This is a genomic window from Halobacillus andaensis (genome assembly GCF_014636475.1).
Classification (GTDB): Bacteria; Bacillota; Bacilli; order Bacillales; family Halobacillaceae; genus Halobacillus_A; species Halobacillus_A andaensis.
In genome coordinates this window covers 141,913-168,438 of the sequence record NZ_BMEL01000002.1, presented here as the reverse complement: position 1 = coordinate 168,438, position 26,526 = coordinate 141,913, and the positions used below count along the sequence as shown (strand labels likewise).

Here is a 26,526-nt window from a genome sequence, read left to right as displayed (position 1 = left end):
ACTCGCTTTTCTTTTTTGTTCGATCAATGAAAGGACTCTGATGGCGAGAGCTTATACAATGGAATTATCAAGTGAACGGGGGTACGTGAATGAATATTCTAGAGGCTAGTAAAATTCATAAAAGCTATGGGAACAAGTTTACGAAGCAGGAGGTGTTAAAGGGGATTGATGTGAGCATTGAAAAGGGTGAGTTTGTCACGATTATGGGGGCGTCTGGTTCTGGAAAAACGACGCTGCTTAATGTGCTTTCTTCGATCGACCGGGTCAGTGAGGGAACGATTGCGATTGAAGGGAAGGAATTGACGGGTCAGAAGGAGAAACAGCTGGCGGAATTTCGCAAGCATCATCTCGGGTTTATTTTTCAGGAGTACAATCTGCTCGATACGTTGACGGTGAAGGAGAACATTCTGCTGCCGCTCTCCATTACGAAGGCTTCAAAAAAGGAAGCGAATGAGAAGTTTCAGGCGGTGGCAGCTGAGCTTGGGATTGAGGATATTGCTGATAAATACCCGAATGAAATTTCCGGCGGGCAGAAGCAGCGTACGTCAGCGGCGCGGGCGTTCATTCATGATCCCAGCATTATTTTTGCCGATGAACCGACGGGGGCGCTTGATTCGAAGGCAGCTTCCAATCTGCTTAGAAAAATAAGTGATTTAAATGATAAACGGGAAGCTACGATTGTGATGGTGTCTCATGACCCTGTCGCTGCGAGCTACAGCAGCCGCGTCGTTTTTATTAAGGACGGACACATTTACACGCAGCTTAATAAAGGGGAGCAGTCACGCCAAACCTTCCTGAAAGACATCATGAAAACTCAGGGTGTATTAGGCGGGGTGCAGTATGAGCTTTAATCAGTTAATTTTTCGTAATATGAAAAAGAACCTCGCCAACTATTATTTGTACGTGTTTGCGCTCATCTTCAGCGTGGCTCTCTATTTTTCTTTTGTGACGCTGCAGTATGACCCTTCCATGGATGAGGCGACGGGAACAGTTCGTGGTGCGGCTGCATTGCGTGCGTCTTCCATTCTGCTCGTATCAATTGTCGCCGTTTTTCTGGTGTATGCTAATAAACTGTTTATTAAACGCCGCAGCAAGGAAATTGGTCTGCTTCAGCTGATCGGGATGACGAAGCAGCGGATTTTTTATATGTTAAGTGCTGAGAATTTGATTTTGTACTTCGGCTCCCTGGTGATCGGAATCGCATTAGGATTTTCGATTTCAAAATTAATGACAATGATTGTATTTAAAATTACCGGCGTGGAGGATGTAGCTTCGCTGAATTTCTCCACCGAAGCACTCGTTCAAACACTGCTCGTGTTCGGCGGTGTTTACGTCCTGATTATGCTGTTAAATTACGTATTCATTAAACGGCAGACAATTCTTTCATTGTTTCACGTGAAACAAACGACGGAAAGCCGTGTGAAAAAGCTATCGATCATGGAAATCGTAATGGGTGTTCTCGGCATGGGTTTGATTGTCACAGGCTATTATGTTTCTTCCAAACTTTTTGATGGAGACTTTGTGTCCATCAACAGTTTATTTGCAGCGATGATCTTCATTCTTGCCTCTGTAATTATTGGAACGTATTTTTTCTATAAAGGATCGGTACGTTTTATCTCAAACGTGATAAGGAAAAATAAAGGCGGCTACTTGAATGTAAATGAAGTGCTGTCGCTTTCCTCCATCATGTTCCGTATGAAATCAAACGCGCTGCTGCTTACCATAATTACGACCGTTTCAGCGTTGGCCATTGGGCTGTTATCTTTAAGCTACATTTCTTACTATTCTGCTGAAAAAACAGCTGAGGGGCAGTCCCCTGATGACTTCACCTTCATCAGTGCGGAAGATGCAGATGAATTCGGCGAAGCCCTTTCTGAACAAGGAATCGAGTACAGTAAGCAGACGACTGAGTTAGTAAGAGCCAACGTTTATATTGAGGATATTGTCGGGGCTGCCATGGAAGATTTAAATTTTGACGGAAGCTGGACAACAATGGCGATCGTCAGTGATGAAAGCGTGGAAGAGATCGACGTTAGTGAAAAAGAAACACAATTCGCCGGCTATAATGATGCCATGAATCAGTTGATGAAACTGGCTGACTCAGGAGAGATTAAAATTAAAAATGGCGATGAAGAAATTGATCAGAAGTATACGGGGATCTCAAAAATTGATGTGCTGCCCTCCATTTTCACTTACGGTCTTCCGACAGCCATCGTCGATGACAGCGTGTTTAAACGGATCGAAAGTCAAGCCGATCCGGAACTGCAGGGCCGCTCCAACTTATTTGTCGGATTAACGTTAGAGGAAGGTGCATCGATCGAGGAAGCTGATGAGCTGTTCCAGAGCACGGAGCTGAGCGAGCAAGCCGGCAACGACTCTCAGTATGCGTCCACTCAGTTTCAAAAACAGAATATGGGGCTGATTATGTTCATCGTCGGGTTTCTTGGGTTAACGTTCCTCATTACCTCCGGCTGCATCCTTTACTTTAAGCAGATGGATGAGGGAGATGAAGAGCAGCCGAACTATACGATTTTGCGTAAGCTCGGATATACGCGTCATGATTTAGTCAAAGGGATTCAAATCAAGCAATTGTTTAACTTTGGCATCCCGCTTATTATAGGCCTGATCCACAGTTATTTTGCCGTTCAATCGGGTTGGTTCTTCTTTGGAACGGAGATTTGGACGCCGATGTTTATCGTGATGGGTGTGTATACCGCACTGTATTCGATCTTTGGAATCCTGTCTGTGCTGTACTATAAAAAAGTGATTAGAGAAGCGTTATAATCAAAGGCTTCTGCTCCTTAAACAAGGAGCAGAGGCTTTTTGAATTCCGCTACGACGATTATTTGTTAGAACTCACTTTCTTTTATTTAGTAACGTTCCTAAACTTAAGCAACCTCCCCTCTTACCGAAGCTGTTAAAGCAGTTTAATACCCGCCTGTTGGGAAAGTTGCAAAAAAGGTAAAATAATCCTTTTTATTTGTTAGAATAGTCTCTAAATATTCATAATAAGGAGGAGTTTATTTGAAAAACTTCATAAAGACAGTCGCTGTATCTATTTTATTTTTTCTGGCTATCCCCCTACATACGGCTCTAGCTCAGCAAGAATTCCCACTAATCATGGAAAAAACAGATGGAGTTTCTTATGATGAAGAAGTATCGAACTTTCATGATGCCGCTTTTCTATTAAATCAAAGTGATGTAGAAGATGATGCTTTAGTTAACGGGAAAGGCTTTATCAAAATAAATAATGATCGAGAGGAAAGGTATCATTTCGAGTTCGATGAATTAACCCTGGATGAGCAAGGTTTTTTCGTAGGTGACGTGGTTTATGAAAAACGTATTGGCAATGATACGGAGACATTCCACGGCAAGATAAACATTCATCAAGAGCAATCCCTGGCTACTGGCTCCATTAAGGGTTCCGATGAGAACAGCGTGTATTTCACAGTTGGAGAAGATGCGGATTCAGAACAGGAAATTAAAGAAGAGAATGAAGAAAGACGCAAAGCGGCTGTAAAAGAGGAAAAAGACTTTGACGAGAGAAATTCTGCTCCAAATTCAGATGAACTCGGTTCGTTAGGTTACGACCAAGATAATACTTATGATCCAAACCTATTAAACTCTCATTACAGCAACAATGTTTATTTACATTTTGTAGGGTCTACCTCAAAACCAAAGGATTCTAACTACAGCAAATATAAAATGAGAGTCGGTATTAGTGAGAGCCTTGATTCAAGCTATAAGGTTCTAGATTCCTATTTTTACTTTAATCCGAGCCAATATTCATCCGGCTATGGATTGTCTGCCGAAGATGTGTACCCGAAAAGCTCTACAAATACTTCTCTATCAGTAGGATATTCATACCTTGGCGTCTCTGTTGGACTATCTACTAGCAGTGCCAACTATTCTGTAAAGAAAAATTCCGGAACAACCTATACGTACTATTCACCTAACTTAAGTACGATGGACATGGGCTGGGAAGGAACTATTTCCAATTCCGGCAACAAGGGAGCGATTGCTGATTTTTACATAGCCATGATGGGCGGTACATCCAATTCATGTTATGGTTATGATGTAAGAGGCGGCGTTGATGTACGGAGTTATGTTTCCGGAAATGTGTATTCTTGGAAATCAAGCTGGGATTCTGGCTGTATTAAAGTTTCTAATTAATTTCACCCTTACCAACAATAAGAGGATGGTTCTTTGACTACTAAACGTAAAATCCTGCTCTCTAGTATAATCGTCATCATTTTAGTGGTCGGCGTAATCGCTGCCTACAACTTTAACGCAGAAGAGGTAGTAGAAAACAAATACAATAGTGACATTTTTCATCATGAAAAGATTGATGATTCTTATACTCTTTACTTAAGCGACAACGGCGAAAGCTTTCACCTTCATATCCTGAGAAAGGGATGGAGAGGATGGATGGAGGAAAAAAGCTCAACCTTGAAAAAGGATAGCGGGGAAACGAATTACATTGTGTCCGAGTACTTACCTATTGAAGACTATCATCTGTTATGGGGCTATAAAAACGCTGAAGCCACCGACCAAGTGTCAGTCGAACAATCGCTTAGTAAGTACAATGATCAATTTGATCAGCCTAACCTTCCATTCTATTTTGTAACGGATGAAGATCCATCAAACTTAGAAGGATTAGAAGTTCTTACGGAAGAAGAGGAAAAAGTAGCTTACCCTTTTGAAAAGTGAGAAAACCTCCAGTACCTGCACGGTATTGGAGGTTTAACTATCCAAAATGTTTCACGTGAAACATTTTATTCTTGCAGCGACTCGATAAAGGCATACAACACCCTTGCAGTGAGGCCCCAGATCACTTTACCGTCGTATTTATAAAAGTACTCTTCCATTTTTCGTGTCTGCCATTCGTAATCACGGCCGTTGGCAATCAGGTCATAAGGAAAACCTTCATCCGGCTTTACGTCAAAGTTTACGAAATGGACGTCCGGATCATTCTCCTTGAAAAAAGACAAAGGAACCGTAAACACTTCTTCTACCTCTGCTGGATTGGGCAGGATCCGCTCCTCGGAACAGTTTAAAAACCCAACATACGTATTGACGATCATACCAAAAGGGGAAACCATATAATCAAAAGGATACACTTCCTCGATTTCGTGTCCTGTAATGCCGAGTTCCTCTTTGGCTTCTCTTACCGCAGCGTCCATCACCTGTTTATCCTGGCGGTCCACTTTGCCTCCAGGAAAACAAATTTCCCCTGGCTGCCTTCTCATCTGAAGCGAGCGCACCTCAAACAGTAAATGAAGCTCGCCTTCTTTTTCAATCAGAGGCAGGAGGATGGAATAACTCGTTAAATACTTCTCTCCAATGACAGAAGGAGGTCGATTTTCCATTTTACGTTGAATGGCTTCTCTCTTCATACATTCACCCTTTTCTTTCCCACTAGTCATGCTTCTATTATACGTGGAAGCATCCAGTCTTTACAGAATATAGCTTTTGTCAGAATGAAAAAAGTGAACCAGCAGCTGGTCCACTTTTGAACGTTAATTTTTACTTTTATCGAGCTTCTTCCAAAATTCTTTGGCTACGGCTTGATAGCCTGCTTCACTTAAGTGGATGTTTGATGGATTAGGCAGGTACGCTTCATAGTCTTTTGCAATTATTTTCTCTGTAGGAACATAAGTATCGCCATTGTTGTAGGCGGTATTTTCGATAAGGTTATTTAATTGATGAAGTAATGGTAATAAAGCTGCTTGTTGTTCTTCTGAAGAATAGGGAAACGGATTGTAATACCCCATGAGATAAACATCAGCTCCTGGATTTAACTCGTCAATCGTTTGTAAAGTCGTTTGTAAATTGGCAGCTAGATTGACAAAAGTTGTCTGGATTTCAGAAGGGTTATTGAGAGCCTTCAGCAAATCATTGGCTCCAATATTAATCGTTACATACTCTGCTTCTTTAATTTCATCCTGTACATCATCTCTATTGAGCACACTTAACAATTGATCAGAATTATGACCAGGAAAAGCAAAGTTAGCGTCATCCACTGTGTATTGAGACTGTTCCATACGTTCCACAAGATAATCCGGGTATCCTTCACCCAATCCCCTAAAAGGCGTGACTCCAGCAGCTAACGAATCCCCAAGCGCGACATAATCGACTTCCTTCTTCACAGGTCCTTTGGCAAAAGCAGTTAACGGCATTGATGCAAATAATGTGAAAACAAGTACAATAACAGTAAACTTTTTCATCATTTTCATTTGCTTTCCATCTCCGTTCATTCGTTATAACGATCAAATCTATCATATCAAAGGCGTGACATAAATACTACTATTTATTTTCTAATATACGATGGATGCTGTCTGTATACTTTTTTGCTAGATGATCTTTCGTATATTCAAAGTTTCTCAAGCTCGTGTCTTTAGGGACTCCCTTATCCACCAGCTCCCTGTCGATGTCTTCTATTACGAATCGTTCATCTTCCTGACCTTTTACGCCTCCAACTTCCGTTAGATCAACTTTCGAACCGTCTGGTAATTCGATAACATAGTAGAAATCCCCTTGATCATGGGTGAACGGCAGGTAGAATCGATCGCCATAAACCCCCGCTTCAACTTTCACAACATCTTCGTACCGATAATCCTCCCCCTGCGGCGACAAGTACGAATAGTTCCTTATCTCATCCTCTTTGATGACGGTCACTGCAGAAATAAGAATATAAAATAAAGCGAGATTCAAAAAGATAAATATGGATAGCATAAGCCTCCGATTTTTATGTAAAAAACTATGATTTGGATGAGAAGGTGTCACTCCTAATTTTCTTTTCATTTTTTTATTAAGAACATAAAAGACCCCAACCATAAGCAACAATTGATAGATTAGAACAAATCGTGAGAAAGGGTATTTAAAGATCCACATCAAGTGATCCCCAGGTACGAATAACTTTTCCTGAATGACTACTATTCCTATGAAAACCCCTGCCGTTACAGCGATGGCAGCTATTAAAGAAAGCAATACGGCAAGGGTTGATAATAACTTTCTCATGGAATCCTCCTCGCTTCTAGACCGCAAAAATAAAAAAGATCAGGCGATGGACTTCCTGATCCTTTTTCAATAGTAAGCTATTTCTTGCTGCCCATTTTATCATAAAATCCGTTCTACAAACGTTCCCATTCATCTAAAGATAGGTAGGTAAGCATATCATATCCGTTCCCTCGCCCCATCGGTTTGACCACTACTGTCCCCATGTTTGACATTTCACCGAGTCCGACTCCGCCGGGAAAACCATGGGCGATAATAAGCGTATTCGTTCCTTCAGGCGGAGGGCTTTCCAATATCGTCGTTAATTCTGTCAAAATACGACCTTCCTCCTCTAAAGGGAGATCACTGCTTAAATTGTAAATGTTAATCCAGAAAGGATCGACTTCTACATTGGGTTCTCCAAACGCTAAGCCAGCTGTTTCTTTTGTTCGGCAAAAAGGGCTGGCCAAAATCGGCTCATCGATGGGAATCCCGAGCCTGCGCAATGTTTCTCCGTACATCACCGCCTGCTGCCTCCCCCTGTCGGAAAGGTTTCTTTGGGTGGTACAATCTTCAAGATCAATCGTTGGCTGGTCTTCTCCCATCGTGGCTTCTGCATGCCGGGCATACAATATATATCCGCCCTCTTTTAAGGAGTTTAATAGATTCTGCCGCCTTTCACCTCGAGCCAATGCGTCGTAATGGTCGGCTAACATTCGATGGTGGATTTCATGCATATAGCACGAGTAATAGTATAGGGAATATGGAGGGTGCCACATCTTCCCCTCTTTCCAACGCTTCGCTTGAACCTCGTGATATCTCGACATCTGTTGGTTACACATTGGATTCTCCTCCATTATTTTTGACCATGCAAGCAGCGTGGCTCGTAATTCCTATGCAAAAAAACTAAACTAGTAGGTAGTAGAAAAATAGAAGACTAGGAAGTGAAACGAGTGAGGCTGCATAAATCTTCAACAGAAAAACACCCTGCCTGGCTGCATAGTTACGTGAATTCCACCGAAAAACAACGCCGCCTCTACCGAAGAACATTGGTGATCGTTGTCATTGCCCAAATTTTTGGCGGGGCAGGACTTGCCGCAGGAATTACCGTCGGCGCCCTTCTTGCTCAGGATATGCTTGGGACCGATAGTTATGCTGGCGTTCCTGTGGCCTTGTTTACGCTTGGTTCGGCTGGAGCTGCATTAGTAGTAGGACGGCTTTCGCAGAGATTCGGACGCCGGGCCGGACTAGCAGCGGGGTTCTTTGGAGGTGGCATTGGAGCGGTCGGGGTAGTCATCGCAGCCATCACGACGAACGTTCCCCTACTTTTTGCCTGCCTGTTCATCTATGGGGCAGGTACAGCCACAAACTTACAAGCTCGCTATGCAGGAACGGATTTGGCCAATACAAAGCAGCGAGCAACCGCAGTCAGCATTGCGATGGTCGCGACAACGTTTGGAGCCGTAGCAGGACCAAATTTGGTCGGGGTCATGGGGTCTTTTGCGACTTCGATTGGAATCCCCTCCTTAGCCGGCCCGTTTATTTTGGCGGCTGCCGCTTATACGCTTGCCGGGGTTGTACTGCTGCTCTTGCTTCGTCCAGATCCTTATATCGTTGCACAGGCTGTTGCCCATGCAGCAGAAAGTGATGCTTCCGATGAAGACACGTCGCTTCCTACAAACAAACGTGGCGTTGTTATAGGTGCGTTGGTCATGATCATAAGCCAGATCGTTATGGTGGCGATTATGACCATGACGCCTGTCCATATGGGACACCATGGTCATAGTCTAAACGACATTGGCCTGATCATAGGCGTTCATATTGGTGCGATGTACCTTCCCTCTCTCGTGACGGGGGTGCTCGTTGATAAAATTGGACGCTTCGCCATGGCTGTCGCTTCTGGCCTCACATTACTAGCAGCCGGGCTTCTGTCTGCTGGCGCCCCTGCTGATTCCATGGTCGTCCTGACGATCGCTCTCGCTCTGCTTGGACTGGGTTGGAACTTTGGCTTGATTAGCGGTACAGCGATCCTCGTGGATTCCACTCATCCGTCTACTCGTGCAAAAACGCAAGGCTCTGTCGATGTGTTTATTGCTCTAGCTGGGGCCTCAGGAGGGGCCCTGTCTGGTGTTGTGGCAGCGTTGACGAGCTACCCGATCCTCTCCATCGCCGGAGGGGTTCTGTCTGTCATGCTCATACCATTCATCATCTGGTTCAAAAACCAGTCTGCCTAGTCTATTTGTGTTACGCTAAAGCTATTAAAAACGACTCGTGGAGGGATGAACATGAAAGTTGGCATTATTGGACTTGGGGATATTGCTAAAAAAGCTTATCTGCCTGTTCTTTCACAAAAAGAAGGAATTGAACTCGTGCTTTGCACGCGAAATGCAGAGACGCTTCACACGTTGTCACGTAAATATAGAATCGAAGAAAAAGTTCAAACCGTAGAAGATTTAATGGCCAAAAATATCGATGCCGCGATTGTAAGCGCGGCTACGGAAGCCCATTTTGAAATCGCCGAAAAGCTGCTGCTCCATGGGATCCATGTCTACGTAGACAAGCCGATATCTATGAATCTTCAAGAGACGGAACGAATTGTCCAGCTTGCCGAAGAGAGCAAAAAGGTGGCGATGGTTGGTTTTAATAGACGGTTTATCCCTAAAGTGAACGAACTTAAAGACCAGGGGAAAGCCAGCTTAATTCTGATTCAGAAAAATAGATTTGCTTCTCCTGACATCACGAGAAGGTTTGTGGTGGAAGACTTTATCCACGTCGTCGATACCTTACGCTTTTTGATGGATACGCCTGTACAAGACGTAAACGTCCAGTCCCTTAAAAATGGAGACGAGCTCGATCACTTGATCATCCAGCTCATTGGAGAAGGCGTAACGGCTATGGGAGTCATGAATCGAAATGGCGGCGTCACTGAAGAAATCATTGAATACCATACAGGCCATGACAAGTATGTCGTCAACAGCCTCGTCGAAACCACCCATTATCACGGGAAGGAGATCCATGTGTCTAAATTTGGGGACTGGGAACCTACACTCTACAAGCGCGGGTTCTATCAAATCATCGATCATTTTATTGATTGTGTGCACCAGCAAACGACACCGAATCCTTCGATGGCTGATTCGCTGACCACTCACGAAATTTGTGAAAAAATCGTCCAATCGATAGATTCAAGAGCTTAAAAGGCCTGGCCCGGCTTCATCAGCCGGAGTCAGGTTTTTTTGCAGGAAAAAGAAAGATCCCGAACATGAGCGTTCCCCTTGAAATCTCGAACCCAAGATAATATAATATAAACTGTTGCTATACAAACTATTTTTTCAACAGGAGGTTTTTCCATGAACGTATTAGTTGTTAAAGCAAATAATCGTCCAGACGGAATTTCAACTAGAATGTACAACACGTTTCTAGAACAAATAAAAGAAAACAAAGAAGTAAACGTCAGCACGTATGACGTATTCGAAGAGGATACTCCTTATTTCGGCCAGGAAGTATTCAGCGGATTAGGGAAGCTTCATGAAGGCGTAGCGCTAAACGATACGGAGCAGCGCCTGCTTGATGCCAAGCAGAAAGCAAAAGACGTCATTAGTGCTGCTGATGTAATTGTTGTAGCCTTTCCATTATGGAACTTCACCATTCCTGCAAAGCTGCAGACATTTATCGATTACCTGGCAGAAGCAGGCTTCAGCTTTAAATATACGGCAGAAGGCAGCCTGGAACCGCTATTGACGGATAAAGGCGTTATTTTTCTAAACGCACGCGGCGGCAATTATTCCCACCCATCTATGGCACCTTTAGAAATGTCCCTGAACTACATGCGTAACATTTTCGGCGGACACTTCGGCATGAAGGTTCTTGATGAAGTGGTCATTGAAGGACACGCTGCTGCGCCGGATCAAGCAGAAGAAATTATTGAAGAAGGTCTGAAAAAGGTTTCTGACCTTGCAGCTAACCTTTCTTATCAAAACGCCTAACGGCACAAAAGTCCCGCTCTCTAACGTGAGAGCGGGACTTTTTTATCCACGGAAAAAGGCTAGCAGTTTGCCCCATCCTCCCTGAGGTTTCTGCTGCACAGACTTCTCAAGCCGCTGATTAAAATCGTTTTGCGCCTGCCATTCTTTCTTCTGTTCTTCACGCATCGTGATTAATTCCTCACGCAAGGCTTCGCTTCTTTCTTTCTCCTGCTGAAGCAGTTCTTCATATTGCGCTTTCTGCTGTTCGGACAATTTTTCAATACGAGTGTGGGTTTTCTTTGAGAAGTTTCCTACGCCTGAACTAATCACGTGGTGATCTTGCTGGAGACGCGATACAGTGGTTCTTAACTCGGCCATATCGTTTGTGAGTTGTACATTCATCTCACGGGAAGCGGCGAGTTCGCTGGCAATCACTTGTAAGAAATCCCGCAGCTGTTCGGGATCCTGAAGCGATGTATCGTATGTATCGGGTACCGATATGCCGGTGTCTTCCGGGGTTTCTAACCTTTCCTTCTGCTTGCCTGCCAGGTCTTTAGCCGTGTCGTCTAACGGCCTTTCCGTATCGCGTATCGCTTTAAGCGATTCGATATCGGATCGTACAAAAATACGCCGATCGCCATCCTTGAAAAATTCATAGCCGTTTCGTTCTAACACCTGCCCGTATTTCCGCACAGTGGGCGTAGCAATGCCGACTTCTGCTGCCGCTTCTTTCGTCGTGTAAGCCCGCTCATTCGGTTGTATATCGTGTCGCATGATGTCGAACCTCCTTTTCTTTAAATATGAAGGTTTTCAGACAATTTTGCAAGCGATATCGTATCGTCATGCGATATGCAAATATGAGTCTTCCTGGCTATTGATAGCGTTTGCCCACTTAGTGCTTCCAACGATTCAAACGCTAAACCTCCGCATATCGCCTTCCGCTATATGCGATACAAGACCATAGCGGCACCCGATACGCTATAATACCTAGTACTATCTTTACGATCTGGGACTAAACATTCATTTTAAATTTTCTCTACAAACGAAGACTTAATCGCTTGTAGCTGTTACCCCTCCTCTATTTGACGAAGAACAAGTGGAAAGAAAAAAATACCTAAAGCCCCAAAGACCATAGAATCAATACAATGAATGAACGACCTTAATAACCTTCATGCCCATATCTCCATTTTTCATAAAAATTTTTCAAGCTTTCATCCCTGTCACTGACACAAAAAGTAAAGTCATCTGAAACTTTAATCATTTAACGCTTGTTTACATTAAAGTATAAGTGTATTACAATTCGAGGTGACCTTAATTCTCACACTTTTAACCAATTTGGTGAGATATTGTAGAAAATGACTTTGCCCTTGCTGTAACAGTAAGGGCTATTTTTATGTATTTTTTTATAAAAGGCTTGTTATTCCTATTATTGCGACGAAGACCAGCAGGCCAAAGATCATCCCGCTTTTCACTTTTTTCTGTTCATAGTGCGCTTCTATCCCCCGTAACAGCACGAGCACACTCATCATGAGGCCCATTAGCTCAGGCGATATAGTTAAACTCGTAAAAACTACAATCAATACATACAAAACAACGGCTGCTGCCACTGTTCCATCTATCCTTCGTACAACCTTCAGCTTTTTTTCCATCCAACCCTCCGTTCCCTTATGAATCGTTCTTCTTAAATCGAGGCTTACTAAAATACGCCCCAGCCAGCAGGAAGAATAAACTCATCACCATTCCTGCAGCGCCTTTATCAAAATAGGCAAAAGGCAACGTGCTTACAGCCGCTAAAATAAACATGAATTTCATCATTTTTAATCCTCCAAGTCCTTCCACCGCATAGCCTCACATTCGTTCATCGAATGGATAGCGATAGTGGAGCTTATTCTTTTCAATCTTCTCCACCACCTCGAATGGACGTTTGTCTGTCGTATCCAGCAAAAACGGCTTATTCGCACGGGTACCTTCTAGCTTCTTCAACAGAAATAACGAACGCTCCAATAAGTCGGTATTTCCCCTTTGAGTCAGCCGCTCGTGAAGAACGCTCTTATCGGCACGTAAAACAACGTAGTGAATATGAACATTCAAGTCCACAAACTGCTGCGCAAACCAGTTCAATTCATCCTCTACCACATAATCGATGACGACATCCCGTTCATGATCAAGAACGTTTTTTGTGATCGACACGATGGTTTTCCAGACGATGGCTAACCGTTCCTCCCATGCCGGCTGATTCTCACCGACGAGCATCGCGTTAAGTTGATCTCCTTCGATTAACACGCTTTTCGACATTCGATCGGCGAGTTTCTTACTAATAGTTGATTTTCCAACGCCGCACGGTCCTGAAATGAGATAAATGTCCCTTGATTGTCGACTCATTGTTTATCCAACCTTTGCTTGATCCTTTAATTTATCTACGAATGGGAGCTCATTTCGTTTCATAGATACTTTTCCATGCGAATATCTGCCCGCATCTCGCCATTATAGTACGTAAAATCCGGAATACGGGCGATTTCTTTGTACCCCAGCTTCTTATACAGCTTTTGCGCCTGCGTGTTGAATTCAAATACGCCTATTTCAATCCGGTGATACCCATTATCCTTAATTTGCTGCTCTAAGTAGCGTAAGGCCGTATACCCGATCCCTTTTCCCCGACCTTCTGGTTCTCCGATCGATATGCCGATCCAGGCGGTTCCTTGTTCTTTCTTATAAAGATGGTCAGGGTCGATCATATAATTCATCTCACCAACCAATACGTTATCCAAATAAATGAGATAAATGAAGTGATCTTCCAGTCGTTCGTTTAAGTCATCGACAGTCATAAACCATTTCTCATCAACCTCAGCTTGCGTTTGGTTGGGGCGAGTCAAAGGAATTAAGTAAGGGTCATTTCCCCATCGATTAAACACGTCGACAATTGACGGTTCGGCTTGGGTTAACTGAATAAACTGAAGTGTCATAGAAATCTCCTTTCACTCAAAATAACAGACCTGCAGTTTATTTCCATCGGGGTCATAGAAGTTAAAGAATTGATTCACACCGTCATTATGTAAGTCACTTACGTTAACCCCTGACGCCTCAAGCTGATTATGCAGCTTCTTACTATCTTTTGAAAAGAAGATAGGATATGTGTGATTCGTGTTTGAGCTTACGTCGCCTTCTTCAATCGTTAAGGGGACGCTCCCTTCCCCTACTTGTAATACGCGGTAGTCGTCTCCCGTAAAAACGACCGTAAATCCTAACGTCTTCTCATACCAGCGGGCCGACCTTTCAATATCGCTTACAATCATGCACAGCGTATCAATCCGTTCAATCATCGACTTCACTCCTAAATTTGATTTCAACCTCTACCGCCACGGTTTGCGGCGGGTCCGATTCTCTAATCTCGTCGTACCACACCCATACGTGATCACCCTTATGAAGTACATGACGCCCACTGTATGACACGTGCATAACGTCTGAAAACGTTGCTTTGGATGCCGCGGTTACTTCCAGAATAAAACCATTTGTTGTTTTCTGTTCAACTTTTCCCTCCAGGGGGGTGCCTTTGGTAGTTGCTGTTATATCACCGGATTGCTGACGAGTATAGGCGATACTATAAGTGACGAGGACAATACTTATCACAAAAAGAAATAATACAATCGCTTTTCTTATGGAAGCCACTCCTCCCAGTCACCTTTTATTTGCATTATAACTTAAATTTTCCAATATGGTCATAATGTAATTGAATATTTTCTTCAATGATCAAACTGAAGCTGCGGCGCCTTTGAATAATTTCTCCCCCACTATGGAAATTCTATAGTCAGGAGGGATGTAGATGAACGCTCGATCATTAACCGTGGAAGAATTCAATCAGCTGCTGCAGCAATGGAGCGGCGAGACGATTATCATTTCCAAGCAGGAGCTTGATGATGAAGATATCATCATCATGCAGCTAAACGATATTTCCTATGACAGACATACGAGGAGAATGGATGAGTATGAGCCGATGCACTCCCTGCATTTAAACGGCACAGGAACGACGGAGACGGACGGCTGCGAACTTCAGCCGCTCCCTGACTCTCTGTATGAAATCCCGCTCGAGGATTCCACACAGTACCGATTCGACGAGAACCGTTTTTTCCTCATCACGGAACGCGGCCGTTACATCATTGAGCGCGTGCTATAGATTTTCAACGAAGAAGGGCTTTTCTGCCATAGAAAAAGCCCTCCTTTTCGTAAGGAGAGCTTTTATCCCAATTAATAATTTAAAACAATCGGCTGCCAGAAATAAACGAAGAGCACAATCACGATAATCGCGACAATGTTCATCCAGAATCCGGCTTTCACCATATCGTCGATCGTTAAATAATCCGAGCTGAAGACAGCCGCGTTTGGCGGTGTTGAGATCGGCAGCATAAAGGCACATGACGCCGTTAAAGCGACAATCCCCATAATGGCATAAGGGTCGGCGCCAATGCCGAGCGCAAGCCCGATACTGATCGGAATCAACATGTTCGACACAGCCGTGTTGGACATGATTTCCGTCATGAACAATACAATCGTTGCAAGCGCGATTAGAATAAGCAGGAATGGAAGCACTTCAAGTCCCTGCAGCAATTCACCGAACCATTCGGTCAAGTTGGAGGACTCAAAGGCCGCAGCAAGTGAAAGTCCGCCCCCGAATAAGAGCAGCAGCCCCCACGGCAGTTCCTTCATGTCTTTCCAAACCATTAACCCGCCTTTCGCCTGTTTCGCCGGGAAAAGGAACATCGACGTGGCCCCGATCATCGAAATCGATGTATCTGAGAGCGTATAGGCTTCAGGAATAAACCCGCTCGTCATCCACAGCACACCGACCACAGTAAACACGGTCAGTACCGATTTTTCCTCATACGACATCGGTCCGAGCTCTCTCAGCTGATTTTTTGCAAAGTCTGAGGAAATATCTTTCTGATTCGTGATTTTAAACTGAATTTTCGTCAGGTAGAAATACAGCCCGACTAACAGAATAATGGTTAGTGGGAATCCAAATAGGAACCAATCGAAGAACGTCACCGTACGGTCGAGACTGCTGGCAGCCACCGCCACAAATGCGGCGTTTGGCACAGAACCAATGATGGTCGCGAGCCCGCCAATGGAAGCGGAGTACGCAACAGCAAGCAACAGTCCCTTCGCAAAGCGGTGCAGAGACGGTTCATCGAAAAAGTTCTTCTCCTTAATTTCCGTAATCAAAGCCAGCGCAATCGGGAGCATCATGAGCGCAGTCGCCGCATTCGAAATCCACATCGAAAGCCCCGCCGTCGCAATAATGACACCCATAATAATTCGCTGACTCCCCGTTCCCACGAACGAGAGAATCGTCATCGCAATACGTTTATGTAAGTCCCACTTCTGAATCGCAAGGGCGATCGTAAAACCACCCATATACATGAACACAATCGGATCCGCGTACGCCATCGAAGCTGTACTCTGATCCGCCCCACCTGTAATCGGAAGCAAAAAAATCGGCAGCAGCGACGTCGCCGGAATCGGCATCGCTTCTGTAATCCACCATGCAGCCACCCATGCCGTAACCGCCAGCACAGCCCGCGGTTCATCGCCGAGACCAGTAATCGCCGGGATGAAATAAAGAATTACAAAAAGCAATGGACCAAGAATCAATCCAATTTTCTGTCTACGTTCCATAAGATGTTCCTCCTTGATGATCTTTGAAATCGATTTCATAAATTGATAGAAAAATTCAACAATTTACACTTTAGCATGTCATCGTGTAAAAGTAAATATTGCCCATGTAATAAAATGGTACTAGGGCTTAGCACTTATAAGGAGGATGAACCTACAGGTGATAGCGCTCAAAACATGATAAAATTTATATACTAGATATAAGGAGAAACGGGCAGCTGCCTTAAAAGGAGGACAAAATGTTTACAGATGTAGAAATTAAATGGAAGAAAAAGAATAAATTGTTGTTTTCCCGTAACAGTCTTTGCTTACAGGACTTAAAAAAACAAATCCAACGACAAAACCATCGAACCCTGGTCCTGTGGGCATTAGACTGTGCTTCATCAACTTTGACACAATTTGAAACCAAATACCCCGCCGAACAGAGACCTAGAAACTGCCTGAAACTCTGTGAAGACTGGTCCAAAGGCAAGATTAAAATGCCCCAGGCTAAACGAGCAATTTTAGATGCCCACGCGGTGGCTAAGGAATTGGATGACAGGGAATATGGCGTGTTGGCTCAAGCCATCGGGCATGCCGGAGCTACTGTACACGTAGAAACTCATGCGTTCGGATTACCAATCTATGAATTGACGGGCATCGTTCGTAAACATGGAATTCATGACTTTCAAGACCCTGTCACGGAAAAAATTTCTGATTACCAAAACCGTCTCCTCTACTGGCAGGAACATACCAACCAACTGGAGCGTGACTGGGCTGGCTTTTTATTAAAAGAAAATAAACCCAACAAAGAAAAGTTATTAAGCGAGAAACGACAGTAAAAAAGCTTTCAGACATTCGATCCACCTGAAAGCTTTTGAACGTTATTCATCCTTTCCCCCAGCCACGTTACGACCAGCAGGACATGAGAAAATAAAAGCGAGGCTAGCAAACCCAGCCCTAAAAAATAGAACACTCCTGGAACGACCAGAGGGATCTCCTGAAAGGCAATCACCCCATAAAGCAGTCCGACCGCTAACCCGGCAGCAGCATAAAGCCCGAGCCTCAAGAAATAACCACTTAACCCTTGAAACCTCACCGTATATTTTTCAATTATGTAGGAAAGCGGCAGCCCGGCTAGAAGATAAGCCGGACCCGCATAAATGAAGACGAACGTAACGATTTCACCAAAACCAAAATAATACGTTCCGTCATTTCTTTGAGCTTCCGGCACATAGTTCATCCAGTAAAAAATGATTCCAAGCAGGACATTAGCGATTAGAACGGCTATGAGCTTGTCTTTCATAAGAGATCACCAGCCTTTATAAGGATATCATCGGCTGTTTACAGCTCATCCTTAATGTTATATTTTTTCATTAATTCTTGAGCCATCTTTTCTCCTTCTTCTTTTAAGAAAACTGATTTCGAACGATTCCCGCCAACAATGTAACCTGCCTCTCTTAATTCATCCAACGATGAAAAGGGGTAGCCCTTCCAGCTTCTCAAGGCTTCTATGGGGCCTTCCTCCTCCTTAAAAGAAGTTAAATACAACAGCAATAACGTGAGTTCGTCGATCTGGCCTTCACAGAAACCACTCCTTTCTCTTTTGCCTCCAAGTATAAAAAAAGAAGCCAGAGTTTTAAAGCTGCCGTCTCAATTCTTCTGTCATTTGCTCTACTAATTCAGGTCTGCCATGAAATTGAGCAGGCGTGTTCTGAAAAAGATCAATTTTCCACTGCTCACCTTTCAACACCACTACTAAAGTGTGGTGAGTATTGACCTCAGGTTTGAGATCCGACTCACCAGGAGGTATCATCCCAGCAATCGCCCGTACGATCGCCGCTTCCTCTCCTATCATCCTTACCTCTTTGATTTTATAAACATAGGGCGCCGTGGGGTGATTTTCGAATATAGGAGCGAGATGTTCATTAATCTCTAGAGGTCCCTTTGACATACTTCCATCAAACCCGATGCTCTCCCCCGATTCTGTAAACAGGAGGGCCATGGCTTCTGCGTTCCGGCTGTTCCAGGCGTCTATTAGCTGTTCATAGGTCTTTGTTATACGGCTTTCTTTGTTTCCATTCATGGAATTCCTCCTCGATTCTAATTTGACATGCTATGAAGCAGGCTATCTGCTAATTTAATATTTTCTTTTAAGTACTGAGGTGTTTTCCTGTGGTCAAGAACCTCGGAAGTAGTCATCCATATTACATCATCCACTTCTTCTTTACTTTTCGCATAAGGTTCTCCCGATTGATGCTCACATAAAAAAACAACATCAATTACATTTACCCCAGCATCAGTCACAAACGACGAGCTGTTCACATATGTAAGGTTGGTAACTTCGCAGCCTACCTCCTCCACGATCTCTCGTTTTAAAGTTCTTTCGAGAATATCCGAAGAAGTCCCTTCGAGTTCACATTTTCCGCCTACCAAGGAGAGGGTGCCTCCAGCATGCTCTTCCTTTTCGCTCCTCAAAATTAGCAGCCATTTTCCGTTATGGTGAATTGCACCTTCTACATTAACTACAAACATGAAAAAATCTCCCTTCTTTATTCAGCTAATCCTTTTTTTGATGATTGCGAATGAGACGTATTTGACCTCGATGACTTAATTCATCTTCAAATACATGAAACCAGCAAAAGTAGTAATTAGCCTTGTCAAAAGTATTTAAAGGGGATATCTCATCCAGCCAACCATCCTCTATATGCTTAAATAGTTCGAGAGTCTTCTGACGCGTTGAAATCAGCTTCTCTTTATAAAAATTCAGTTCAAAACCTTTAATTTCCTTATGAGCATCAGCACCAAGCCTGACTCCTGCACCTATTTTCTTCCATTCGTCTTCAGAAGGTTCTCTCTCTTCAAAAGTTAAAATTTGATAGATTTCCTCAACGCGCGCGATATGATATAGAAGACATCCGATAGAGTTACCTTTTTCATTCAGCCGAAAATCAAGTTCTTCTATAGATAAACCTTCCACCGCCTCGAGAGTAGTCATACGTGTATACTCCATCATGGATAACAACCTTCCAATGGATGGAGGGTATTCTGGTTTTTCGCTAATCATATACCTTTGCTCTTCGAACCCACTCATCATTTAACACCTTCCTTATTATTCCTATGACTTCAGGACATGCTCTTCAATTATTTTTGTCAGTTCAAAAGACCCGGACTCCTGATTAGAAGGGACAGCAACTTTCAAATGATGATCAGGATAGTAAGAAGCACGAAAATTCACGCCAGGATCATACCCCATTACGTGATACTTATAAATATGATCATTGTTTTGGTTCATCCAAATGCCGTACCCATAGTTTATTTCACCATTCACATGAACATGTGGTCTTAGTAATGTGCAGGTCATTTCCTTAGTAAGAAGCTGATGATTAAACAATGCCTCCCAAAGTGTGAGCATATCGGGCGCTGTAATAAACGCTCCGCCGTCAGCACCGCCTTTGGCTGGAATGGAGTAAATATTCGTTCTCCACGTGCCATCCTCTTCGTTGTCTATGTAGCCCATGGCTGTGTTCTGAGGGAGTTGATCCAACGAAAAATATCCTGAATCCGTTATCCCAGCCTTTTGAAAAATCTCCTCTTCTACATAATCAGTGAAACTTTTTCCGGATTGTTGTTCAATGATTAACCCTAATAGAATATAGCCAGCGTTATTATAGTGGAATCTTTCCCCAGGACTGTACTTCATCTCATGGTGTTGAAAAAGAGGCAGAAAATCGGTAAGAGAATTCATTTCATAGACCGGACGATCCTTCCATAGATCTTCATAATCCGTCATGACTTCTTCATCAAAGTAATCGGGAATGCCCGATGTATGGGTTAAAAGATGGTGAATTGTCACGTCTTTATCAAAATAAGGAAAATCAATCGCCAGGCCATCTACTAAAGGCGTATCAAACGCTATGACTCCCGTCTCTACTAACTGACATAGGCCAATCGCCGTAAATAATTTGCAGCCTGACGCGATACCAAAACGTGTATGGACATTGTTTGATAGTCCCTCTGCCCGGTTTGCATAACCAAAAGCATCATCTATTAAAACACGATCCTCTTGTTTCACATAGACCACGCCTGAAAAATCAATCTGCTGGCTGTAACCTTTGATAAGATGCTCTAATTCGGTATTTTCTTTCATTTGATCCTCCTAAAGGTAGCTGTATTTTCACCCTAAAACGCTGCCAAGTTAAAGGATAATTTCAACCCTTAATATTATTAAGTTTGTTTTTAACCTATTCTTGATCCTCTTGCTGCTCTCTCAGCTACTTTCCAATATGGCTTACTTAAAAGCTAAGATAGATTAATAATACAATTAAAATGATAAGTACAAGTACTATTTTTTCCTTCAATAAAAATGACTATATAATTCTACCGGCATCTAGTCGCGGCCTTTAAGATGGGATATGAGAAATATAATACGACCACACTAAGAATTAAAGGGAGCGAACTCCATGCCATTAACGTCTGAATCTGTACCCCCATTCCAAGAAAGACAGACGTCACAGCATAGGACAGTGGAATTAAACCTAATGACCCTGTACGGATTAAACTCATGACCCGTCCGACTTTTTGAGGATCCGCGTGTGACTGGATCATTGAAATTAATGGAATGTTAACAGCAGGATTAAGCATTCCAATGAAAATGATGATACTTATGGCAGCTGCTATGGAAGTCACCTGGCTGAACACGAGAATTACAACCCCTTGAAGGGCAATGAAATATAAAGCATAAGACCCTCGTTTCCTTTGAATGTTCATCAAACCTATGACGATTGAGCCAAATATCATACCAAAAGTAAAACCGCCCTGAACAAAGCTGAAGTCTATCGAACTCCCAGACAATACTCCTTCCACAAATATAGGCAGTCCCATCATTAAAGGACCCGATATAAAAAAGTTTACAATAATTGTAATGATCAGCAAAGCCCTTAATAGGGATGATTGCCACGTATAAATAAACCCCTCTGTTAATTGCTTCTTAAAAAGAATCTCACCTCTTTGTTTTGGCTTTTCGTTAATTTGCTTGATAAACAGCACACCTACCCCAGAGAAACTTAAAAACATGCCGATAAGCATTAAAACGAAACTATAGCTTAAAAAATTAACCAATACTCCCGTAAGAAGCGGCCCTGTAAAAAGAGCAATTTGAATGGCTGCTTGAAGAGATGAATTGGCGCGGGTTAGTTGTTCAACCTTTACTACTTTAGGTAAAAGTGCATCTCTGGCTGGTTCAAAGAATCCTCCACAAATGCCAAATAAAGCAGCATTAACAGCAAGAATTCCAATTGGCACTTCTGAGAAATACATAAAGGCTCCCGCCAGCAGTATCATTACGCACGCTAACGATAAATCAGAAAATGCCATAACCGTTGTTTGCCTGCTTCGATCGGCCACCACTCCCCCGACGATCATGGAAATCATCCGCATACCTGTTAAACAGACCAATACGATACCAAGAGCTGCTTCCCTGCCGAGATCCTCCACCACATACCAAGATTGAATAAACATAAACATCGACAGACTTAAACTTGAAGATACCGTCGTCAGCCACAGCAAAATAAATGATTTTGATTTTGATAATGGTATGACGCCTGCTTCCTCAACTTGTTTCGCTCGCTCCATAGTTACCCTCCCTAATAATTATTTTACACAGTAAAATATATTTTACTGTTGTTCAAAAAAAAGAATCCCGTCTATGATTCTTCTTTTTTCTTCTCTAGATAATTTTCCTCGATCTGCAGTCCAAGCATATGAAAGTAGTAAAGCTTTGCATCTGGAGATGGTTCCGGGCGTTGAATTTCTTTCAGTTCATCCATCAAATTTGAAAATTTTTGCTGCCAGGCTTTAAAATCTTCCTCTGTCGCATGTATTTCATAAGCACTCGATCGATACTTCCACTCGGCTGGTTCTTTAGAGCTCGACTGATCCTGTAACGACTCTTCTGGTGCGGCAAGAATTCTTCGTTTAGACTGTTCTAACATACTTACCATCATTTGTCTTACGGTTTCAGTCATATCTGAATATGGAATAAGAGATTGATCGGGTACGAAACCACCAGCTACAGCTTGATAAAACTTTTGCACAATCCCGTTCTTTTCTTCTTTATGTACAATCTCGATGAGGTCGTTCTTCTCTAACTCCTTCAGATGATAATGAATACGCGCTCGTGAAAGGTTAAACACTTCGGAAAGCTGCTGTCCCGTTTTCGGCTTTTCCATTAATCGTAACAATAATTCGGAGCGGAATGGGTCTCCCAGCGCTTTTAGCTGATCGTGCGTCGTTAATAATTTTATATCCTTCATCAGTTCACTCCATTTACTCGGTAAAATTATTTTAACAATAGTATCTATCACGTTATGCAGAATGTCAACTTAGGAGAAATCTAAAAAGAGAATCACAGCCATAAAACTGAGCTAAGCAGCAAACTCTACAATGAACAGCCCTTTCTCCTCACAAAAAGAGACCAGCGGGACAGGCTGACCTCTGCATCCAGGGCAAGAACCGCCCCGCTTCTATACGTTTTTATATACTTTAAGACAGACATTGCCCTCCTCTTACCTATAAACACTGGCACATGTTCCTGCTGCTGGTTCATAATAGCAATGTTCTTTAAATTGACCGGCGAACGGCTGGCCGAACCATGTTGGAGGACAGGGTCCAGATGGATTGAAATACCAAAGAGCATATTTCGCCGGGTGCTGCCGCCAGAATTCTAAATTTTTTCTCGCCAGCCTTTTTTCAACAGACCTCGCTCTGTTATAAAATAAATTTCCCTTTTGCACTGCTTCGAAAGAATAATTGCCTCCTTGAACTTGAAAAATAACCTGTCGGATATTTCTTACATCTTGAAAGTCCAAGCAATCAGCCAGCGCGCGATTCACAATCACATTTCCGACATACAGCATGCCTTGCTGGCCTTCCCCCTCGGCTTCTGCCCGCATCATCCTCGCCATCAAGGCAACGTCTGCATCGGTGTATTGGACTCTTGGCATTTTTTTCACCCCAAAAGTATTGTATGACACAGGTTGATGCAATATTAATCATAGGTGAGGATGGATTTCTGATGAAGGAAGAACTGCTGAAGATCCGCAGCGGGGAAGTTATACGATTAAGCACGTGAGATCCTAAAGAACCTTCCCAGTGCACTTTTTTATATTCTTCAGACCTTCTTTCTTTCAACCAGCTTCATGATACTATATAAGACCGCAGAGCCGTCCGACGTAAAGGGTAACAGGTTCAGTAGGTTTATCAAACAAAAGAAGGCAAAGGCGTTAAAATATAAGCCGCTATCCAGGGAAAAAACGACAAAACCAAGCATCGGGAGGATGAGATTCGGCGCCGCTGAAATAATTAAGATATCAGCATAGTTGTGATCATTCACATAAACGGCCTTCCCGCCCCAGGCATTGAGCGTGAACGATTGAACCTCTTTTTTATAAAGTTTAATAAATAACAGGTGAATGAGCTCGTGAAGCAGCAATACACCAAACAGTAGAAGATAAAGAAAAAATAACACCTGGATCATCATCAAGAAATTGTCCATGATTACTTATCGAGTACTTTTCTATGGCTGATTCGCTTGGCGACTAGAAAGACGAGGCAAATGATCAGCAGCCATGACACAAAAGTGATTAATACCTGCGGTGTTAAGGAGAAGTTGGTAAACAATTCTTCCTCATTCATCGTCATATCGATGCTCAACCCCAGCGTGGACATGTATTCTCCGGATTCGTCGATTGAGAATAAGGTTACAAGATAATCGATTAAAAAGAGAACGAGGTAGACGACCGTCCCGATAAAAATAAACTTAGTTAATTTCATCGTAAAAGCTCCTCCTTAATAAGTAATATTTGATGGTGCACAATACCGTGAAAATCACCAGGAATATAAGTAAATGATTCGAAATCAAATATAAACACAGAGCCAGTACCACACATAGGATCGAAGCGGAAAATTCGTTCACCGAGCTTTTATTTTTCGGAAAAATAATCCCCATAATCAGCGCGGATTCAAAGATAATGAACGCATAATAAGTGGTTTTTACATAATCTCCCGCCAGTACAATTGCCATGATGATGAGGGGAAGATTGATCATGATATTCATGAGCGCCGTCAGCAGTGTTTCCTTTAAGGCAGTAAGATCAAAAAACGGATTCATCTTCCGGTAGGACATCGTCGTACTGTAATACCTGATCGCTGAAAAAGAGATAACGGGATAAAGAAAAACAAACGTGGTCATCGCCGTATACAAATCCCTTGTGTCGATCCATGCCAGAATAAAGAAAAGGAGAACGATACCGCTCAACCGCAGCGTTAATTTATTCCGAAGCGTCCCTAAGAATAGAAGAGACAAATGGTTCATCTTGATCGGAATTCTCGTCAACGTGTAAAAATCACTGGATGAATAGACATCTTCACTGCGGTTGGTCTGAAAACTGGAAATGAGCAAGGTAAATAACAACGTACCCGCCGCCAGCAGAATGATGAAGCCGGACACCACCAGATGAGTAAGCTCAAAGTTCAGCGACCGGACGATCTGGTCGATTTGAAATCGAAAAACAAATAGATAAAAGAATAGAAAAACCACTAATAAAATATGATTGATGTTAAAAACCGTCAGCTTCAAATTCACGCTGATCACATGAAAGAATAAATAAAAAAAAGAAATGCTGAAGAAAAACAACAACTGACTATAAACGAGAACGAGCAAATTAAGACTCAGCGAAAAATAAAACAAATTTAAAAGAGGAATGATAATAGCAAAAATGATTAAAAAGGAAACGTACCCTAACAGCAATTTAAACAATATACTTCCAAGCCAGATGCTCCCCCGTTCAAACGGCAGGATCTTCAGCTGATACTGCATACGGTTCGTTAAAGAAAACGAAATGGTCACGATTAAATAAATAAACCCCGAAATAATAATAATGACATTCGTTAAACTGGAAAACAGCATATTTTGAAGAGAAGCACTGCTCTGCTCTTCCGTAATAAAGATTTGATTCAGCTGCGATACATTTAAGAGATAATAGGCGATATACACCACAAAAAGCAAGGTGAATAATAGATATCGGTTTCTTTTCTTGTTGAAGATATTGTTCGACAGGATATTGTTAAAGACTTCATTCAATAGAATCTTTGTGATCGTGTAAGAATCTGTCAATTTCATCATAATAGTTTTTTAATTCTCCATTATTGATTACGATTTCCTCGATTTTATGAATATCCTCGACCAGCTCCATCCTTCCAGCACTCAGTAAATAGACTCGAGCCAGAGGGTTGCGTTTAATGTAATCCATATTATGAGACACTAGAATGAATTTACGGCTTTTCGCAAAGTTATTAATTAAATATTCCGTGAGCAGGTAGCTCTCGTAATCCAGCCCATTAAATACTTCGTCAGCTAAAATATAGCGGACATCTAAGGCTAAAGAGACCGCAATCTGCAGCTTCTTTTTCATGCCATACGAATATTCACTTATTTTTTTATGTAAGGCGGATTCTAAATTATACAATCGAATGACGAAGGTAAACCGGTCCCTGTCTTTATGGGGATACCTGGAGAAGACAAAGTCAGCATATTCCTTCCCCGATAAATATTCCGGCAGGTAAAAGTCAGAAGGAATGTAATACATTTTCGTTTTCGCTTCTTTTTCTTTTCTGTCGATAGAATCCACTGTAATGGACCCGCTCTCAAACGGGGTGATGTCACATATGCAGTTTAAGAGCGTCGTTTTACCCGATCCGTTGATCCCGACGATGATATCAATGCCCACGGGTTCAAACTCGATGCTCAGCTTATGTAACACCGTATTGTCTTTGTATGACTTCTGAAGCTCGGAAATAGTAATCATAGATTCAACCCTAATCGAAAGTAATCGAATTGCATTTTGAAGAATAGCTCGTTAGT

Annotated in this window: 34 protein-coding genes; 9 read left to right on the top strand and 25 right to left on the bottom strand. The window is 42.7% G+C overall.

Annotated elements, in window-relative coordinates; genetic code table 11:
* Positions 1-89 precede the first annotated feature (89 nt).
* From IEV27_RS08335 to IEV27_RS08320, 4 genes are all read left to right on the top strand, one after another.
* Entirely contained in the window at positions 90-851 is a 762-nt protein-coding gene (locus tag IEV27_RS08335; protein WP_188377013.1) for an ABC transporter ATP-binding protein, read from the top strand.
* Entirely contained in the window at positions 841-2,784 is a 1,944-nt protein-coding gene (locus tag IEV27_RS08330) for an ABC transporter permease (protein ID WP_188377012.1), read from the top strand. Before IEV27_RS08335 ends, IEV27_RS08330 begins: the two co-directional genes overlap by 11 nt.
* Positions 2,785-3,024: 240 nt before the next feature.
* Complete coding sequence (locus IEV27_RS08325; protein WP_188377011.1) at positions 3,025-4,173, top strand: hypothetical protein; 1,149 nt, start codon at positions 3,025-3,027, stop codon at positions 4,171-4,173.
* Positions 4,174-4,206: 33 nt separating this feature from the next.
* A complete protein-coding gene (locus IEV27_RS08320; protein WP_188377010.1) occupies positions 4,207-4,710 on the top strand; it encodes a hypothetical protein in 504 nt (167 codons plus the stop codon).
* Positions 4,711-4,775: 65 nt separating this feature from the next.
* Here IEV27_RS08320 and IEV27_RS08315 read toward each other — a convergent pair whose 3' ends face one another.
* From IEV27_RS08315 to IEV27_RS08300, 4 genes are all read right to left on the bottom strand, one after another.
* A complete protein-coding gene (locus IEV27_RS08315) occupies positions 4,776-5,396 on the bottom strand; it encodes an NUDIX hydrolase (RefSeq protein ID WP_188377009.1) in 621 nt (206 codons plus the stop codon).
* A 123-nt stretch (positions 5,397-5,519) separates the two neighbouring features.
* Positions 5,520-6,236, bottom strand: coding sequence for a GDSL-type esterase/lipase family protein (locus tag IEV27_RS08310; protein ID WP_188377008.1), 717 nt, complete (start codon positions 6,234-6,236; stop codon positions 5,520-5,522).
* Positions 6,237-6,306: 70 nt separating this feature from the next.
* Positions 6,307-7,020, bottom strand: a complete 714-nt coding sequence (locus tag IEV27_RS08305; RefSeq protein WP_188377007.1) for a hypothetical protein — start codon at positions 7,018-7,020, stop codon at positions 6,307-6,309.
* A 113-nt stretch (positions 7,021-7,133) separates the two neighbouring features.
* Positions 7,134-7,838, bottom strand: coding sequence for a histidine phosphatase family protein (locus IEV27_RS08300; protein WP_229735008.1), 705 nt, complete (start codon positions 7,836-7,838; stop codon positions 7,134-7,136).
* 111 nt (positions 7,839-7,949) lie between these two features.
* Here IEV27_RS08300 and IEV27_RS08295 point away from each other — a divergent pair, with 111 nt between their 5' ends.
* The 3 genes from IEV27_RS08295 to IEV27_RS08285 all read left to right on the top strand — a co-directional run bounded on the left by IEV27_RS08295 (position 7,950) and on the right by IEV27_RS08285 (position 10,979).
* Positions 7,950-9,230, top strand: a complete 1,281-nt coding sequence (locus tag IEV27_RS08295; RefSeq protein ID WP_188377006.1) for an MFS transporter — start codon at positions 7,950-7,952, stop codon at positions 9,228-9,230.
* A gap of 51 nt (positions 9,231-9,281) precedes the next feature.
* The gene (locus tag IEV27_RS08290) at positions 9,282-10,190 is read left to right on the top strand and encodes a Gfo/Idh/MocA family protein (RefSeq protein WP_188377005.1); all 909 of its coding nucleotides are present in this window, start codon (positions 9,282-9,284) and stop codon (positions 10,188-10,190) included.
* A gap of 153 nt (positions 10,191-10,343) precedes the next feature.
* A complete protein-coding gene (locus IEV27_RS08285; protein ID WP_188377004.1) occupies positions 10,344-10,979 on the top strand; it encodes an FMN-dependent NADH-azoreductase in 636 nt (211 codons plus the stop codon).
* A 42-nt stretch (positions 10,980-11,021) separates the two neighbouring features.
* On the opposite strand, the gene IEV27_RS08280 is transcribed toward IEV27_RS08285, so the two are convergent.
* The 7 genes from IEV27_RS08280 to IEV27_RS08250 form a co-directional block, all read right to left on the bottom strand.
* Positions 11,022-11,732, bottom strand: a complete 711-nt coding sequence (locus IEV27_RS08280) for a MerR family transcriptional regulator (protein ID WP_188377003.1) — start codon at positions 11,730-11,732, stop codon at positions 11,022-11,024.
* 629 nt (positions 11,733-12,361) lie between these two features.
* Entirely contained in the window at positions 12,362-12,607 is a 246-nt protein-coding gene (locus IEV27_RS08275; protein WP_188377002.1) for a hypothetical protein, read from the bottom strand.
* Positions 12,608-12,623: 16 nt separating this feature from the next.
* Positions 12,624-12,773 carry a hypothetical protein gene (locus IEV27_RS08270; RefSeq protein WP_188377001.1) on the bottom strand — a complete coding sequence of 50 codons (150 nt, stop codon included), beginning with the start codon at positions 12,771-12,773 and terminating at the stop codon, positions 12,624-12,626.
* Positions 12,774-12,806: 33 nt separating this feature from the next.
* On the bottom strand, positions 12,807-13,340 hold the full coding sequence (locus IEV27_RS08265; RefSeq protein WP_188377000.1) for a P-loop nucleotide/nucleoside kinase family protein: 534 nt from the start codon (positions 13,338-13,340) through the stop codon (positions 12,807-12,809).
* Between the two features lie 59 nt (positions 13,341-13,399).
* Entirely contained in the window at positions 13,400-13,921 is a 522-nt protein-coding gene (locus IEV27_RS08260; protein ID WP_188376999.1) for a GNAT family N-acetyltransferase, read from the bottom strand.
* Positions 13,922-13,933: 12 nt separating this feature from the next.
* A complete protein-coding gene (locus tag IEV27_RS08255; protein ID WP_188376998.1) occupies positions 13,934-14,278 on the bottom strand; it encodes a VOC family protein in 345 nt (114 codons plus the stop codon).
* On the bottom strand, positions 14,271-14,624 hold the full coding sequence (locus IEV27_RS08250) for a hypothetical protein (RefSeq protein ID WP_188376997.1): 354 nt from the start codon (positions 14,622-14,624) through the stop codon (positions 14,271-14,273). Before IEV27_RS08250 ends, IEV27_RS08255 begins: the two co-directional genes overlap by 8 nt.
* Positions 14,625-14,778: 154 nt before the next feature.
* On the opposite strand from IEV27_RS08250, the gene ymzB reads away from it, so the two are divergent.
* Positions 14,779-15,129 (top strand): protein YmzB, encoded by a 351-nt coding sequence (gene ymzB, locus IEV27_RS08245; protein ID WP_188376996.1) that lies wholly within the window; start codon positions 14,779-14,781, stop codon positions 15,127-15,129.
* Positions 15,130-15,200: 71 nt separating this feature from the next.
* Here the strand turns inward: ymzB and IEV27_RS08240 are convergent, their stop codons facing one another.
* Positions 15,201-16,628, bottom strand: coding sequence for an SLC13 family permease (locus IEV27_RS08240; RefSeq protein ID WP_188376995.1), 1,428 nt, complete (start codon positions 16,626-16,628; stop codon positions 15,201-15,203).
* A gap of 236 nt (positions 16,629-16,864) precedes the next feature.
* Between IEV27_RS08240 and IEV27_RS08235 the strand changes: the two genes are divergently transcribed.
* The gene (locus IEV27_RS08235) at positions 16,865-17,446 is read left to right on the top strand and encodes a putative immunity protein (RefSeq protein ID WP_188376994.1); all 582 of its coding nucleotides are present in this window, start codon (positions 16,865-16,867) and stop codon (positions 17,444-17,446) included.
* A gap of 8 nt (positions 17,447-17,454) precedes the next feature.
* Here IEV27_RS08235 and IEV27_RS08230 read toward each other — a convergent pair whose 3' ends face one another.
* The 13 genes from IEV27_RS08230 to IEV27_RS08170 all read right to left on the bottom strand — a co-directional run bounded on the left by IEV27_RS08230 (position 17,455) and on the right by IEV27_RS08170 (position 26,470).
* Entirely contained in the window at positions 17,455-17,910 is a 456-nt protein-coding gene (locus IEV27_RS08230) for a hypothetical protein (RefSeq protein ID WP_188376993.1), read from the bottom strand.
* Positions 17,911-17,948: 38 nt separating this feature from the next.
* Positions 17,949-18,179 (bottom strand): DUF6429 family protein, encoded by a 231-nt coding sequence (locus IEV27_RS19830; RefSeq protein WP_444979488.1) that lies wholly within the window; start codon positions 18,177-18,179, stop codon positions 17,949-17,951.
* 64 nt (positions 18,180-18,243) lie between these two features.
* Positions 18,244-18,690: an SgcJ/EcaC family oxidoreductase gene (locus IEV27_RS08220; RefSeq protein ID WP_188376992.1), complete on the bottom strand. Its 447-nt coding sequence runs from the start codon at positions 18,688-18,690 to the stop codon at positions 18,244-18,246.
* A gap of 17 nt (positions 18,691-18,707) precedes the next feature.
* The gene (locus tag IEV27_RS08215) at positions 18,708-19,139 is read right to left on the bottom strand and encodes an NUDIX hydrolase (RefSeq protein ID WP_188376991.1); all 432 of its coding nucleotides are present in this window, start codon (positions 19,137-19,139) and stop codon (positions 18,708-18,710) included.
* A 25-nt stretch (positions 19,140-19,164) separates the two neighbouring features.
* On the bottom strand, positions 19,165-19,671 hold the full coding sequence (locus tag IEV27_RS08210) for a DinB family protein (RefSeq protein WP_229735194.1): 507 nt from the start codon (positions 19,669-19,671) through the stop codon (positions 19,165-19,167).
* Between the two features lie 51 nt (positions 19,672-19,722).
* Positions 19,723-20,754 (bottom strand): serine hydrolase domain-containing protein, encoded by a 1,032-nt coding sequence (locus tag IEV27_RS08205; protein ID WP_188376990.1) that lies wholly within the window; start codon positions 20,752-20,754, stop codon positions 19,723-19,725.
* Positions 20,755-20,984: 230 nt separating this feature from the next.
* Positions 20,985-22,238: an MFS transporter gene (locus tag IEV27_RS08200; protein WP_188376989.1), complete on the bottom strand. Its 1,254-nt coding sequence runs from the start codon at positions 22,236-22,238 to the stop codon at positions 20,985-20,987.
* A 71-nt stretch (positions 22,239-22,309) separates the two neighbouring features.
* The gene (locus tag IEV27_RS08195; protein WP_188376988.1) at positions 22,310-22,918 is read right to left on the bottom strand and encodes an ArsR/SmtB family transcription factor; all 609 of its coding nucleotides are present in this window, start codon (positions 22,916-22,918) and stop codon (positions 22,310-22,312) included.
* A gap of 252 nt (positions 22,919-23,170) precedes the next feature.
* Positions 23,171-23,608 carry a cell wall hydrolase gene (locus tag IEV27_RS08190; RefSeq protein ID WP_188376987.1) on the bottom strand — a complete coding sequence of 146 codons (438 nt, stop codon included), beginning with the start codon at positions 23,606-23,608 and terminating at the stop codon, positions 23,171-23,173.
* 167 nt (positions 23,609-23,775) lie between these two features.
* Positions 23,776-24,144 (bottom strand): metalloprotease family protein, encoded by a 369-nt coding sequence (locus IEV27_RS08185; RefSeq protein WP_188376986.1) that lies wholly within the window; start codon positions 24,142-24,144, stop codon positions 23,776-23,778.
* A 17-nt stretch (positions 24,145-24,161) separates the two neighbouring features.
* The gene (locus IEV27_RS08180) at positions 24,162-24,437 is read right to left on the bottom strand and encodes a hypothetical protein (protein ID WP_188376985.1); all 276 of its coding nucleotides are present in this window, start codon (positions 24,435-24,437) and stop codon (positions 24,162-24,164) included.
* Positions 24,424-25,788 (bottom strand): hypothetical protein, encoded by a 1,365-nt coding sequence (locus IEV27_RS08175; protein ID WP_188376984.1) that lies wholly within the window; start codon positions 25,786-25,788, stop codon positions 24,424-24,426. Before IEV27_RS08175 ends, IEV27_RS08180 begins: the two co-directional genes overlap by 14 nt.
* Positions 25,739-26,470, bottom strand: a complete 732-nt coding sequence (locus IEV27_RS08170) for an ATP-binding cassette domain-containing protein (protein ID WP_188376983.1) — start codon at positions 26,468-26,470, stop codon at positions 25,739-25,741. Before IEV27_RS08170 ends, IEV27_RS08175 begins: the two co-directional genes overlap by 50 nt.
* Between the last annotated feature and the right edge of the window lie 56 nt (positions 26,471-26,526).

Excerpts from the sequence above, each read along its gene's own strand:
- IEV27_RS08195 (WP_188376988.1), bottom strand. The coding sequence starts at position 22,918 with ATGAAGGATATAAAATTATTAACGACGCACGATCAGCTAAAAGCGCTG.
- IEV27_RS08335 (WP_188377013.1), top strand. The coding sequence starts at position 90 with ATGAATATTCTAGAGGCTAGTAAAATTCATAAAAGCTATGGGAACAAG.
- IEV27_RS08210 (WP_229735194.1), bottom strand. The coding sequence starts at position 19,671 with ATGATTAGCGAAAAACCAGAATACCCTCCATCCATTGGAAGGTTGTTA.
- IEV27_RS08175 (WP_188376984.1), bottom strand. The coding sequence starts at position 25,788 with ATGATGAAATTGACAGATTCTTACACGATCACAAAGATTCTATTGAAT.
- IEV27_RS08275 (WP_188377002.1), bottom strand. The coding sequence starts at position 12,607 with ATGGAAAAAAAGCTGAAGGTTGTACGAAGGATAGATGGAACAGTGGCA.
- IEV27_RS08235 (WP_188376994.1), top strand. The coding sequence starts at position 16,865 with ATGTTTACAGATGTAGAAATTAAATGGAAGAAAAAGAATAAATTGTTG.
- IEV27_RS08200 (WP_188376989.1), bottom strand. The coding sequence starts at position 22,238 with ATGGAGCGAGCGAAACAAGTTGAGGAAGCAGGCGTCATACCATTATCA.
- IEV27_RS08205 (WP_188376990.1), bottom strand. The coding sequence starts at position 20,754 with ATGAAAGAAAATACCGAATTAGAGCATCTTATCAAAGGTTACAGCCAG.
- IEV27_RS08185 (WP_188376986.1), bottom strand. The coding sequence starts at position 24,144 with ATGATGATCCAGGTGTTATTTTTTCTTTATCTTCTACTGTTTGGTGTA.
- IEV27_RS08260 (WP_188376999.1), bottom strand. The coding sequence starts at position 13,921 with ATGACACTTCAGTTTATTCAGTTAACCCAAGCCGAACCGTCAATTGTC.
- ymzB (WP_188376996.1), top strand. The coding sequence starts at position 14,779 with ATGAACGCTCGATCATTAACCGTGGAAGAATTCAATCAGCTGCTGCAG.
- IEV27_RS08240 (WP_188376995.1), bottom strand. The coding sequence starts at position 16,628 with ATGGAACGTAGACAGAAAATTGGATTGATTCTTGGTCCATTGCTTTTT.
- IEV27_RS08215 (WP_188376991.1), bottom strand. The coding sequence starts at position 19,139 with ATGTTTGTAGTTAATGTAGAAGGTGCAATTCACCATAACGGAAAATGG.
- IEV27_RS08305 (WP_188377007.1), bottom strand. The coding sequence starts at position 7,020 with ATGAGAAAGTTATTATCAACCCTTGCCGTATTGCTTTCTTTAATAGCT.
- IEV27_RS08230 (WP_188376993.1), bottom strand. The coding sequence starts at position 17,910 with ATGAAAGACAAGCTCATAGCCGTTCTAATCGCTAATGTCCTGCTTGGA.
- IEV27_RS08190 (WP_188376987.1), bottom strand. The coding sequence starts at position 23,608 with ATGCCAAGAGTCCAATACACCGATGCAGACGTTGCCTTGATGGCGAGG.
- IEV27_RS08265 (WP_188377000.1), bottom strand. The coding sequence starts at position 13,340 with ATGAGTCGACAATCAAGGGACATTTATCTCATTTCAGGACCGTGCGGC.
- IEV27_RS08330 (WP_188377012.1), top strand. The coding sequence starts at position 841 with ATGAGCTTTAATCAGTTAATTTTTCGTAATATGAAAAAGAACCTCGCC.
- IEV27_RS08315 (WP_188377009.1), bottom strand. The coding sequence starts at position 5,396 with ATGAAGAGAGAAGCCATTCAACGTAAAATGGAAAATCGACCTCCTTCT.
- IEV27_RS08255 (WP_188376998.1), bottom strand. The coding sequence starts at position 14,278 with ATGATTGAACGGATTGATACGCTGTGCATGATTGTAAGCGATATTGAA.
- IEV27_RS08220 (WP_188376992.1), bottom strand. The coding sequence starts at position 18,690 with ATGAATGGAAACAAAGAAAGCCGTATAACAAAGACCTATGAACAGCTA.
- IEV27_RS08285 (WP_188377004.1), top strand. The coding sequence starts at position 10,344 with ATGAACGTATTAGTTGTTAAAGCAAATAATCGTCCAGACGGAATTTCA.
- IEV27_RS08180 (WP_188376985.1), bottom strand. The coding sequence starts at position 24,437 with ATGAAATTAACTAAGTTTATTTTTATCGGGACGGTCGTCTACCTCGTT.
- IEV27_RS08300 (WP_229735008.1), bottom strand. The coding sequence starts at position 7,838 with ATGTGTAACCAACAGATGTCGAGATATCACGAGGTTCAAGCGAAGCGT.
- IEV27_RS08170 (WP_188376983.1), bottom strand. The coding sequence starts at position 26,470 with ATGATTACTATTTCCGAGCTTCAGAAGTCATACAAAGACAATACGGTG.
- IEV27_RS08280 (WP_188377003.1), bottom strand. The coding sequence starts at position 11,732 with ATGCGACACGATATACAACCGAATGAGCGGGCTTACACGACGAAAGAA.
- IEV27_RS08270 (WP_188377001.1), bottom strand. The coding sequence starts at position 12,773 with ATGATGAAATTCATGTTTATTTTAGCGGCTGTAAGCACGTTGCCTTTT.
- IEV27_RS08310 (WP_188377008.1), bottom strand. The coding sequence starts at position 6,236 with ATGAAAATGATGAAAAAGTTTACTGTTATTGTACTTGTTTTCACATTA.
- IEV27_RS08290 (WP_188377005.1), top strand. The coding sequence starts at position 9,282 with ATGAAAGTTGGCATTATTGGACTTGGGGATATTGCTAAAAAAGCTTAT.